Here is an 11,249-nt window from a genome sequence, read left to right on the forward strand (position 1 = left end):
TTGCGATGCGTAGACTTGCTTCCCTTCCCCTGTTCTCGCTGGTGCTGCTGGGCGCCTGCACGGTCGGCCCCGATTATGCGGGACCGCCAGCGGTGGGCTCCGCCGGGCAAACGCCCACCAAGTTCGTGCGCGGCGGCGATGCCGCACTTACTGCCGCCCCCCAGGCCGCGCGGTGGTGGACGACGCTGAACGATTCGACGCTGGACATGCTGGAGACGCGCGCACTCGCCGCCAATCCGAGCGTCGCAGTGGCGCAGGCGCGGTTGCGCCAGGCGCGCGGCGCGTTGCGGCTGGAGCGGGCCAACCGCCTTCCGCAGGCGGGCGCGTCGGGCATGTATGTCCATGCCGAACTGCCCGGTGTCGATCTGGGGAGCCTGACCGGTGGTGGCGATGACACGGGTGCGGGTGCGGGTGCGGGTGCCGGCGGTGCAGCGGCGGAAACGCCCGAGTTCGGCTCGCTCGACTTCTTCAACGCCGGCCTGGACGCGAGTTGGGAGATCGACCTGTTCGGCGGCCAGCGCCGCACGGTGGAAGCCACCCGCGCGAACGTGCAGGCGGCGGAAGCCAATGTCGCCGATGCGCAGGTGCAGCTGACCGCCGACATCGCCAATGCCTATGTCGCGCTTCGCGACCGGCAGCAGCGGCTGGTGCTGGCGCGGCAATCGGGCGCGCTCCAGCGGCAGATGCTCGAGCTGACGCAGCAGCGCGCGGCGAAGGGCACAGCCTCGGCACTCGAAGTCGAGCGGGTGCGCACGCAGGTCGAGTCGACCGAGGCCGAACAGGTGCCGCTCGCAGCCGAGATCGAAGCCTATATGAACGCGCTCGCGGTGCTGACGGGCGTAGAGCCCGGTGCGCTGGATGCGACGCTTGCCACGCCTGGCCCGGCGCTGTTGCCGCCTGCGCAAGTGGCGGTCGGCGATCCCACGAGCCTGCTCCAGCGCCGGCCCGACATCCGCGCGGCGGAGCGCCAGCTTGCGGCCTACACGGCGCGGATCGGCGTGGCGGAAGCGTCTCGCTTTCCGCGGCTGAGCCTGATGGGGATGCTGGGTCTGGGTGGCACCTCGCCCGAGGCGTTGGTCGATCTGGACAACCTCGCCGCGCTGGCGATGCCGCGGCTGCAATGGAGCTTTCTGGATTTCGGCCGTGCGCGTGGCCGCGTCGAGCAGGCACAGGGCGCGCGCGATGAAGCCGAGGCGCAGTATCGCGGGGCGGTGCTGCGTGCGTTGCAGGACGCCGAGGATTCGCTGTCGCGCTTCGGCCATCGGCGCCAGACGGTGGCGAGCCTGGTGCGGGTGCGGGCCTCAGCGGTGCGCGCGGCGGAATTGACCCAGCAGCGCTATCGCGCGGGCACGGCGCGGCTGATCGACGCGCTGGATGCCGAGCGGCAGCGGGTGTCGGCCGAGCAGAACCTGGCGCAGGCGACCGCGGCGCTGACCGCGGATTACGTGGCGTTGCAGAAGGCGCTGGGATTGGGCTGGGAGCCGGTGGCGGCGCAGTAACTTCATTATCCCCTCCCTGCATGCAGGGAGGGGAGTTTAAGCGCTTAGTTCAACCCGCCGCCCAGCGACCGGTACAGCTCGACCAGGTTGCTGGCCTGGGTTAGCCGTGTGGTGACCAGCTGCTGTTGCGCGGCATAGGCCGTGCGCTGCGCGTCCAGCGTGTTGAGGAACGAGTCCACGCCCGCGCGGAAGCGGGCGTCGGACAGGCGCGCCGCGACTTGCGCCGCGCTGGCGCGCTGCGACTGGGCGCTGACCTGCTCGCCGATGCGGCCGCGCTGGGCGAGCGCGTCGGCGACTTCGCGGAAGGCGACCTGAATGGTGCGCTCATAGGTGGAGACGGCCACCTGCTGCGAGGCGCGGGCGAATTCGAGATTGCCCGAGCGGCGACCTCCGTCGAAGATCGGCAAACCGATCGAAGGGCCGGCCTGGTAGGTGAAGCTGCCACCGCCGAACAGGCCCGACAGCGCAGTGCTGATCGTGCCGACCAGCCCGGTGAGCGAGATGGTCGGGAAGAAGGCCGCACGCGCCGCGCCGATATTGGCGCTCTCCGCGATCAGCTGATGCTCGGCGCGCAGCACGTCGGGACGGCGCAGCAGCACCTGTGACGACAGGTTACCGGGCAGCGCGTCACGGGTGACCGGCTCCGCGCCGAAGCCGGTGGGCAGCAGCGTGGCGGGAACGGTGGTGCCGGCGAGCAGGTTCAGCGCGTTCTGGTCCTGCGCAATGCGGACCTCCAGCGCGGCGATGTCGTTGCGCGCGGCCTGGAAGTTGGTCTCGGCCTGGCGGACTTCCAGTTCCGACCCGACGCCGATGCGGAACTGGGCGCTGGTGAGGCGCAATGTTTCCTCGAACGCCTTCAGCGTTTCGCGCGACAGGCGAAGCTGTTCCTGGTCGGCGGCCATCTGGAGCCAGGCATTGGCGGTCTCCGCGATCAGGCTGACGCGGGTGGCCCGCTGCGCCTCTTCGCTGGCGAACACCTGTTCCTGCGCGGCGCGGGTCAGGTTCTGAACGCGGCCGAACAGGTCGAGCTCGTAATTGGAGAAGCCCGCGTTGAGCGAATAGATCTGGAGGTTGCTGGAGGCGGTGTTGGCCCCTGCCCCCGTGCCCACGCCGGTTCCCACGCCCGCTCCTGCCCCGGCACCTGCACCCCCGGCTGCGGCGCCAAAGTTGTTGGTGTAGGTGGCGCCGCCGCTGACCGTGGCTGTCGGGAACAGCTCCGAGCGCTGGGTGCGCAGCTGGGCACGCGCCTGGAGCACGTTGCCCGCGGCGATGCGCAGGTCGCGGTTGTTGGCCAGGCCCGTCTCGATCACCTGGCGAAGCCGGGGATCCAGGAAGAAGTCCCGCCAGCCGATGGCCGACACGTCCGGCGCGTCGGTAGCGGCGCTGGGGTAGATGCCGCCCTCAGGCAGCGCGGTCGGCACTGCCCCTTCGGGACGGACATATTTGGGCGCGAGGTTGCAGCCCGACAGGATGGTCGCGCTCGCCAGGAGCGCGAGAAGCGGTTTCGTCATGGTATTCAGGCTCCCTGCGGCGCGGTGCCGCCATCGGAGGATTTGTTGCCAGCGTCGGGCGCCACGTCGGTCGCGGCGCTGGGATGCTGGGTGTCGCCCTGGCCGTGGCCGAACAAGCGGCTGATCACCACGAAGAACATCGGCACAAAGAAGATCGCCAGCACGGTCGCGGAGAACATGCCGCCCACCACGGCGCGGCCGATCGCGTTCTGACCGCCGGCACCTGCGCCGGTGGAGACCGCCAGCGGCAGCACGCCGAAGATGAACGCCAGCGACGTCATCAGGATCGGGCGGAGGCGAAGCTTGGCTGCTTCCACCGCCGCATCGAACGCGTTCATGCCGTCGCGGACCCGCTCCTCGGCGAACTCGACGATCAGGATCGCGTTCTTGGCCGACACGCCGATCGTGGTGATCAGGCCGACCTGCAGATAGATGTCGTTGTTCAGCCCGGTGAAGCGCGCCGCAAGCAGCGCACCGACCACGCCGAGCGGCACCACCAGGATGACCGCGATCGGCACCGACCAGCTTTCATAAAGCGCGGCAAGGCAGAGGAACACGATCAGCAAGGACAGCGCGTAGAGCGCAGGCGCCTGACCACCCGAAAGCTGTTCTTCGTACGACAGGCCAGTCCATTCGAGGCCAGTGCCGGGCGGAAGCTTGCTGTGCAGTTCCGCCATCGCCGCCATCGCGTCGCCGGTGGAAACGCCTGGCGCAGGCGCACCCTGAAGCTGCATGGCCGGCTGGCCGTTGTAGCGGGTGAGCTGAACCGGCGCCTTTACCCAGTTGATGGTGGCAAAGGAGCTGAACGGTGCCATCGCCCCGTTCGCGCCGCGGATGTAGAAGTTGGCGAGATCCTCAGGCGACGCGCGATAGGGCTCGTCGGCCTGGAGGAAGACGCGCTTCACACGGCCACGGTCGATGAAGTCGTTCACATAGGAACTACCCCACGCGGTCGAGATCGCAGTGTTGATCGTGCCCAGATCCAGGCCGAGCGCGCTCGCCTTGTCCTGGTCGATGTCCACCTTGAGCTGCGGCGCGTCGTCCAGGCTGAGCGGACGCACCTGCGCCACGCGCTTGTCCTGCATCGCCATGCCCAGCATCATGTTGCGGGTCTGGAGCAGCTTGTCATGCCCGGCGCCGGTCTGGTCGACCAGCCACAGGTCGAAGCCCGTGGCGTTGCCGAGTTCCTGCACTGCCGGCGGCACCAGCGCGAAAATCATCGCGTCCTTGTACTGCGAGAACGGGCCCATGGCGCGTCCGGCGATTGCCTGCGCCTTGTTCTCGGCGCCCTCGCGGTCTTCCCAGGGCTTCAGGTTGACGAAGGCGAGACCGGCATTCTGGCCCTGCCCCGCGAACGAGAAGCCGCTGACGGTGAAGACGCCCTGCACGGCCTTTTCGGCGAGGAAGTGGTCGCGGACCATGGCCAGCGCTCGTTCGGTGCGCGGAATGGTGGCGCCCGACGGCCCCTGGGTCAGCGCAATGACCGTACCCTGGTCTTCTTCCGGCAGGAAGCCGCCCGGCGAGCGGATGAACAGGAAGCCCATCAGCCCGACGATCAGCAGATAGACCAGCGCCGAACGCTTCCAGTTGCGCGACACGCGCTTCACGCTGCCCTGATACTTGTCGGTGCCGCGATCGAAGCGATCGTTGAACCAGGCGAAGAACCGGTCGAGCAGGCGCAACACGGGCGCGAAGAAGCCGGTACGCTCATGCTTGTGCGGATCGTGCGGCTTCAGGATGGTGGCGCAAAGCGCCGGCGTCAGGATCAACGCGACCAGCACCGAGAGCACCATGGCCGAGACGATAGTGATCGAGAACTGGCGATAGATCACGCCGGTCGACCCGCCGAAAAACGCCATCGGCAGGAACACCGCCGAAAGCACCAGGCCGATGCCGATCAGCGCGCCGCTGATCTCGTCCATCGACTGACGCGCGGCTTCCTTGGGGCTCAGCCCCTCGGTCTGGATCAGACGTTCGACATTCTCCACGACGACGATCGCGTCATCGACGAGCAAGCCGATCGCCAGCACCATGCCGAACAGGGTGAGCGTGTTGATCGAATAGCCGGCGACCGCCATCACCGCGAAGGTGCCAAGCAGCACCACCGGAACGGCGATGGTCGGGATCAGCGTCGCGCGCCAGTTCTGAAGGAACAGGAACATGACGAGGAAGACGAGCACCACAGCTTCGATCAGCGTGTGGATCACCTGCTCCACCGACAGACGCACGAACGGCGTGGAGTCGTAGGGGTAGATGACCTTCACGTCGGACGGGAAGTTCTTGGAGATCGCCTCGACCTGCGCCTTCACCGCCTCGACGGTGGTGAGTGCGTTCTGGCCGGCGGCCAGGCGGACGCCGAAACCGGAAGCCGGCTTGCCGTTATACTTCACGCCGAAGCCATAGGACTCCGCGCCAAGCTCCACGCGGGCCACGTCGCGCAGCCGCACGATCGCGCCGTTGGTGTTGGTCTTCAGGCGGATATTGCCGAACTGCTCGGGCGTCTGGAGACGCGACTGGACCGAGACGGTGGCGTTGAGTTCCTGGTCCTTGGACGCCGGCAGCGCGCCGATCTGGCCCGCCGAGACCTGCGCGTTCTGTGCCTGAACAGCCGCGGTCACGTCGGCAATGGCGACGCCATAGCTCTGCATCTTGATCGGATCGATCCAGATACGCATCGCATATTGGCCGCCGAACACCTGGAGCTCGCCCACGCCGTTGATGCGGCTGATCGGGTCCTGGAGCCGCGACACGACCATGTCGGACAAGTCGACATTCGAGTGCGCGCCGTTTTCGGAATACAAGCCGACGATCAGCAGGAAGCTGGCGGCGGACTTGGCCACCTGAACGCCCTGACGCTGAACCTCTTGCGGCAGCAGCGACGTCGCCGCCTGCAGCTTGTTCTGCACCTGGACCTGCGCGATGTCGGGGTCGGTGCCCTGTTCAAAGGTCAAGGTGATGGTGACGTTGCCCGCCGACGAGGACGAGGACGAGAAATAGCGCAGATTGTCGATGCCGCGCAGCTGCTGCTCGATGATCTGGGTGGTGGTGCGTTCCAGCGTCTCGGCATCGGCACCCGGATAGGTGGCAGTGACGGTGACGGCAGGCGGCGCGATTTCAGGAAACTGGGCGATCGGCAGCGAACGGATCGCAAGCACGCCGGCCAGCATCAGGATGATGGCGATGACCCATGCAAAGATGGGTCTGTCGATAAAATAACGGGCCATTGCGGATTACTTCGCCTGCGCCTGGCCTGCGGCCGCAGGCTGCTGCCCGGGTGCCGCCTGCTGCTGATTTTGCTGATAGGGCACGCCCTTGACCGGGGTGCCGGGCTGCAGGTTCTGCGCGCCTTCGACCACGACCTTGTCGCCGGTCTTCAGGCCAGCGGTGACCAGCCAGTTCTGACCAACCGTGCGCGCCGTGGTGATCGGGCGCGGCGTCAGCTTGCCATCGGCGCCGATGATCATGACGACCGCCCCACCCTTTTCATCGCGGGTGACGGCGCGCTGCGGCACCAGGATGCCACCGGCCTTGGTGCCCTCGATCATCTCGGCGCGTGCGAACATGCCCGGCAGCAACAGGCCGCGCGGGTTGGAGAACACCGCGCGGATGACCTGGCTGCCCGTGGTCGGGTCAACCGTCACGTCGGTGAACTTCAGCGTGCCTTCGCTCGGATATACCGAGCCGTTTTCCAGCTTCAGCCGCACGCGGGCGGCGCCGCTGCCACGGCTCAGTTCGCCCTGCATCAGCTGCTGGCGCAGGTTGAGCACCTCGGCGCTGGACTGCTGGATGTCGACAAAGATCGGGTCGAGGCGCTGAATGGTGGTCAGCGGCTCGGTCTGCGAAGCGGAGACCAGCGCGCCGGTGGTGAAGGTCGAGCGTCCAATCCGCCCCGAAATGGGTGCGCGGATGGTGGTGCGCGCTAGGTCGATCTGCGCGGTGCGGAGCGCCGCCTGCTGGGCGGCTACATCGGCGCGGGCCTGCTGCGCCCCGGTGACGGCGTTTTCGGCTTCCTGGCGCGAGATCGCGTTGATGCGAACCAGCTCATTATAGCGGCGCGACAGCGCGGCAGTGGAGGCGATCGCTGCACGCGAGCGGGCAAGCGCCGCCTGGGCGCTGGCGACCTGGGCCTGATAGGGGGCGGGATCGATGCGGTAGAGCGGCTGGCCGGCGCGGACCATGTCGCCTTCCTCGAACAGGCGGGCGAGGATGATGCCGTTCACCTGCGGACGGACCTCGGAGGTCTCGTACGCGGCGGTGCGGCCCGGCAGTTCGGTGCTGAGCGTCACCGGCTCCTCGCGCACGGCGACGAAGCCTACCTGGGGCGGGCCTGCCGCCGCTGCGGCGGCTTTTTGCTGCTCCGCAGCATCGCCACCGCCACCGCAACCGCCGAGAATCAGTGCCACGCCGAGTGCCGCCGTCAGTTTTTTCATGCAATCACCGAGAGATAGAAGTTGTGTGTGAGCGTTCACACACATATTAGGCGCGGCATATATTGAGAGGCTGCCGTGTTGGCAACCGCGTCTGGATCGAACATGAACATAGAATTGGTGAAACCTAACCGAGCGGAACTGCGTCGCGCGCATCTTCTGGAAACCGCACGCGCATTGTTCATCGAGCACGGTTTTCACCAGACCGGCATGGCCCAGATCGCCGGTGCGTCGGGCATCAAGGTCGGCCAGATCTATCGCGATTTCGCCAGCAAGGACGACATCATCGCCGCGATCTGCGAGCGTGACGTGGCCGAATGGCTGGACGAGGACATGCTGGCCGACGCCGTCGCCGCGGGCGACCTTCCCGCGGTGCGGACCTGGATGGAGCGCTTTCTCCAGAGCGACAAGTCCGCCGGGGAATGCCGGCTGATGGGCGAGATCATCGCCGAAGCCGGCCGCAGCCCGCGCATCGCCGAGCTCAATCTTTCCATCAACCTTCGCATCCGCAAAAACCTGTCTGCCGCCCTGCGTGCCATCGCGTCCCAATCCTCCGACCGGTCGGAGGATCGCGAGTCGCTGATCGACCTGATCCTGACCATGGGCATGGGCATCAAGATGCGCCGCGGGGTGGATCCCGACATGAAGGTCGAGCCGCTGTACCGCTGCATCTCCAGCATCATCGACCAGCGGATCGACGCGCTGGCGGCGTGATCCGCGCGAGGCTGACCCTGCCACGCGAGTCGCCTTTTGCGGCAGCGGATGGCACATAGCCGGCGCGCCGGATTGGGCGCGGGGCTGGTTCGGGAATGCGGATGCTCGAAGTGTGCGTTGAAAGCGTCGCCGGGATCGGCGCGGCGGTGGCCGGGGGTGCGGACCGCATCGAATTGTGCGCGGCGCTCGCGGTGGGCGGGCTGACCCCGCCCCTTTCCTTGATCCGGCAGGCGGCGAGCGCGCCGATCGCCACGCACCTGCTGGCGCGGCCGCGCGATGGGAACTTCCGCTACGGGGCCGGCGACGCGGCGCTGGTGGCGCAGGACATCACCACTGCCGCCGAGGCCGGGCTTGCCGGAGTGGTGATCGGCGCCAGCGATGCCTCCGGACGACTGGATGCCGACATGCTCGCCGGCTGGGTGGCGCATGCACGTGCGGCGGGCCAGGCGCGCGGGCGGCCGCTTTCGCTGACCCTGCACCGCGCGTTCGACCTGTGCCCCGACCTGTTCGAGGCGCTGGAAACCGCGGTGCACCTTGGCTTCGACCGGATTCTCACCTCGGGCGGACAGCCCCGCGCCGCCGATGCGCTCGACACGCTTGCCGCGCTGGTGGCGCGGGCGGACGGGCGCATCATCATCCTGCCGGGCAGCGGGATCGACACGTCCAATGTCGCGGCGATCCTGCGCACCGGGGCCCAGGAAGTGCACGCCTCGTGCCGCAGCCCCTTGGGCGAAGCGAGCGAGGCGGAACAGCGCTTTGGCTTCCAAAACGGCGCGGCCTTGCAGACCGACCCGGCAAAGGTGTCTGCGCTGAAGGCGATGGTTAGGCGCGCGTAGGACCTTGAACAGTACCAATATATAACTTAACCCCTGCACTCGACGTAACGAAAGAACGGGGCAATGGGGGCTGAGCAGCAGGTGATCGCACAAGGTGCGACGCTGATGAAAAGCGAAGCGGCGCAAGCGGCAGGGGTGACGCGAGCGCTGGTGCAGGCAAATGGCGCCGCGCTGAAGGCGCTTGGCGCCAGGCTGCGCGCCGAACCGCCGGCACGCATCGTCACCTGCGCGCGCGGCTCGTCGGATCACGCCGCCAGCTATGGCAAGTACCTGATCGAGACCTTGATCGGCATCCCGGTCGCGTCCGCGGCGCCCTCCACCGCCTCGGTGTTCGCAGCTCCCGTGGCGCCCGGCAGCGCGCTCTGCATCGCCATTTCGCAGAGCGGCCGCAGCCCGGACCTGCTGGCCACGGTAAAGGCGCATCAGGCCGCCGGCGCGCATGTGGTGGCTTTCGTCAACGACGAGGAATCGCCCCTTGCCGCCCTGGCCGACACCTGCATCGGGCTCAAGGCTGGTCCCGAACGCTCGGTCGCGGCCACCAAGTCCTACATCGCTTCGCTGGTCGCGTTCGTGGCCCTGGTCGCCGAATGGGCGGAGGACGATGGCCTGGCGAGCGCGCTCGCCACCCTGCCCGACCAATTGGAGCGCGCCTGCGAATTGGATTGGACCCCGGCGGTGGAGACACTGCGCGACGCCACCAACCTGTTCGTGATCGGGCGCGGCTACAGCTTCGGCATCGCCCAGGAAGCGGCGCTCAAGTTCAAGGAGACCTGCGGGCTCCACGCCGAGGCATTCAGCGCGGCCGAAGTGCGTCACGGGCCGATGGCGATCGTCGGCTCCGGCTTTCCGGTGCTGGGCTTCGCGACCTCCGACGCGGCCGGCGACAGCGTGCGCGAGGCTGCGGCCGAGTTCACGGACCGCAATGCGCGGGTGTGCCTGGCGGATGCCCGAGGCGCCGGTACCCTGCCCGCCCTTGCCGCCCATCCCGCGATCGAGCCGATCCTGATGGTCCAGAGCTTCTACCACATGGCCAATGCGCTTTCGCTCGCACGCGGGCATGATCCCGACCGGCCGCTGTACCTGAAGAAAGTGACCGAGACGCGATGAGCGCGATCCGCTTCCTGAACGGGCATATCGTCACGCCCGCCGGTGTCCTCGACAGCGCGACCCTCGACGTCGAGGGCGGGCTGATCGTCGCGCTGGTCGCCGATGCGCACGCGTCCGAGACCATCGACCTCGACGGCGGCTGGCTGGTCCCCGGCTTCATCGACACGCAAGTCAATGGCGGCGGCGGCGTGCTGTTCAACGATGCGCTGAGCGTCGAGGGGATCGCCGCGATCGGCCGCGCGCACGCGCCGTTCGGCACCACCGGCTTCCTGCCCACGCTGATCAGCGATACTCCCGAGGCCATCGAACGCGCGCTCGATGCGACCGACGCGGCGATCGAAGCCGGCGTGCCCGGTTGCATCGGCGTGCACATCGAGGGGCCGGTCATCAACACCAGCCGCAAGGGTATTCACGACCCCGCCAAGTTCCGCGGCCTGGATGACGCGCTGATGGCGCTGCTCACCAAGCCCCGCCGTGGCAAGGTGATGCTGACCCTGGCACCTGAGCGGGTTTCAGTCGATGACATTCGCCGCCTGCATGCGACAGGCGTGATCCTGAGCATCGGGCACAGCGACGCGGCGTACGACACCGTCACTGCCGCAATCGACGCAGGCATGACCGGGGTCACCCATCTGTTCAACGCCATGTCGCCGCTGCTGCACCGCGCGCCCGGCGTGGTGGGCGCGGCCATCGAAAACCAGGAAGTCTATTGCGGACTGATCCTGGACGGCTTCCATGTCCATGACGCGGCGGTGCGGATCGCGGTGCGCGCACGGCCGCTCGACCGTTTCCTGCTGGTGACGGACGCGATGCCCTGTGTCGGGGCCGAGATGACAGAGTTCGACCTGCATGGCCGGCGGATCCGTGTCGAAGGCGGACGCTGCGTGGGCGAGGACGGCACGCTTGCCGGGTCCTCGCTCGATATGGCGGGTGCATTCCGCAACGCGGTGACCCGCATCGGTCTGTCGCACGCCGACGCCGCGACGATGGCCGCCGCCAGCCCCGCCGCCTTTCTGGGCCTGAGCAACGAGCGCGGTGCGCTTGCGCCTGGCCTTGTCGCCGACTGGGTCCAGTTAACGCGTGACCTTCAGCCCGCCGGCACCTGGATCGCCGGCACCCGTACCGCCTGACACCCGCCGGGAGACCCGCCCTGAG

At 67.9% G+C, this 11,249-nt stretch carries 8 protein-coding genes; 5 read left to right on the forward strand and 3 right to left on the reverse strand.

What is annotated here, in order from left to right; translation table 11 throughout:
- Positions 1 to 5 precede the first annotated feature (5 nt).
- Positions 6 to 1,499 (forward strand): efflux transporter outer membrane subunit, encoded by a 1,494-nt coding sequence (locus LQ953_RS01995; RefSeq protein ID WP_231028764.1) that lies wholly within the window; start codon positions 6 to 8, stop codon positions 1,497 to 1,499.
- A 44-nt stretch (positions 1,500 to 1,543) separates the two neighbouring features.
- On the opposite strand, the gene LQ953_RS02000 is transcribed toward LQ953_RS01995, so the two are convergent.
- From LQ953_RS02000 to LQ953_RS02010, 3 genes are read right to left on the reverse strand one after another with little or no spacing between them, the layout of a single operon-like run.
- Positions 1,544 to 3,010 carry an efflux transporter outer membrane subunit gene (locus tag LQ953_RS02000; RefSeq protein ID WP_231028765.1) on the reverse strand — a complete coding sequence of 489 codons (1,467 nt, stop codon included), beginning with the start codon at positions 3,008 to 3,010 and terminating at the stop codon, positions 1,544 to 1,546.
- 5 nt (positions 3,011 to 3,015) lie between these two features.
- Positions 3,016 to 6,234 (reverse strand): efflux RND transporter permease subunit, encoded by a 3,219-nt coding sequence (locus tag LQ953_RS02005; RefSeq protein WP_231028766.1) that lies wholly within the window; start codon positions 6,232 to 6,234, stop codon positions 3,016 to 3,018.
- 6 nt (positions 6,235 to 6,240) lie between these two features.
- Positions 6,241 to 7,440: an efflux RND transporter periplasmic adaptor subunit gene (locus LQ953_RS02010; RefSeq protein ID WP_231028767.1), complete on the reverse strand. Its 1,200-nt coding sequence runs from the start codon at positions 7,438 to 7,440 to the stop codon at positions 6,241 to 6,243.
- 102 nt (positions 7,441 to 7,542) lie between these two features.
- Here LQ953_RS02010 and LQ953_RS02015 point away from each other — a divergent pair, with 102 nt between their 5' ends.
- The 4 genes from LQ953_RS02015 (at position 7,543) to nagA (ending at position 11,224) form a co-directional block, all read left to right on the forward strand.
- Positions 7,543 to 8,151, forward strand: coding sequence for a TetR/AcrR family transcriptional regulator (locus tag LQ953_RS02015; protein ID WP_231028768.1), 609 nt, complete (start codon positions 7,543 to 7,545; stop codon positions 8,149 to 8,151).
- Positions 8,152 to 8,252: 101 nt separating this feature from the next.
- Positions 8,253 to 8,987: a copper homeostasis protein CutC gene (locus tag LQ953_RS02020; protein ID WP_231028769.1), complete on the forward strand. Its 735-nt coding sequence runs from the start codon at positions 8,253 to 8,255 to the stop codon at positions 8,985 to 8,987.
- A gap of 63 nt (positions 8,988 to 9,050) precedes the next feature.
- Complete coding sequence (locus LQ953_RS02025; RefSeq protein WP_231028770.1) at positions 9,051 to 10,094, forward strand: SIS domain-containing protein; 1,044 nt, start codon at positions 9,051 to 9,053, stop codon at positions 10,092 to 10,094.
- Positions 10,091 to 11,224, forward strand: a complete 1,134-nt coding sequence (gene nagA / locus LQ953_RS02030; protein WP_231028771.1) for an N-acetylglucosamine-6-phosphate deacetylase — start codon at positions 10,091 to 10,093, stop codon at positions 11,222 to 11,224. Before LQ953_RS02025 ends, nagA begins: the two co-directional genes overlap by 4 nt.
- Positions 11,225 to 11,249: the final 25 nt, after the last annotated feature.

The organism is Sphingomonas sp. IC-56 (assembly GCF_021043375.1).
Classification (GTDB): domain Bacteria; phylum Pseudomonadota; class Alphaproteobacteria; order Sphingomonadales; family Sphingomonadaceae; genus Sphingomonas.

Excerpts from the sequence above, each read along its gene's own strand:
- LQ953_RS01995 (WP_231028764.1), top strand. The coding sequence starts at position 6 with ATGCGTAGACTTGCTTCCCTTCCCCTGTTCTCGCTGGTGCTGCTGGGC.
- LQ953_RS02015 (WP_231028768.1), top strand. The coding sequence starts at position 7,543 with ATGAACATAGAATTGGTGAAACCTAACCGAGCGGAACTGCGTCGCGCG.
- nagA (WP_231028771.1), top strand. The coding sequence starts at position 10,091 with ATGAGCGCGATCCGCTTCCTGAACGGGCATATCGTCACGCCCGCCGGT.
- LQ953_RS02020 (WP_231028769.1), top strand. The coding sequence starts at position 8,253 with ATGCTCGAAGTGTGCGTTGAAAGCGTCGCCGGGATCGGCGCGGCGGTG.
- LQ953_RS02005 (WP_231028766.1), bottom strand. The coding sequence starts at position 6,234 with ATGGCCCGTTATTTTATCGACAGACCCATCTTTGCATGGGTCATCGCC.
- LQ953_RS02025 (WP_231028770.1), top strand. The coding sequence starts at position 9,051 with ATGGGGGCTGAGCAGCAGGTGATCGCACAAGGTGCGACGCTGATGAAA.
- LQ953_RS02010 (WP_231028767.1), bottom strand. The coding sequence starts at position 7,440 with ATGAAAAAACTGACGGCGGCACTCGGCGTGGCACTGATTCTCGGCGGT.
- LQ953_RS02000 (WP_231028765.1), bottom strand. The coding sequence starts at position 3,010 with ATGACGAAACCGCTTCTCGCGCTCCTGGCGAGCGCGACCATCCTGTCG.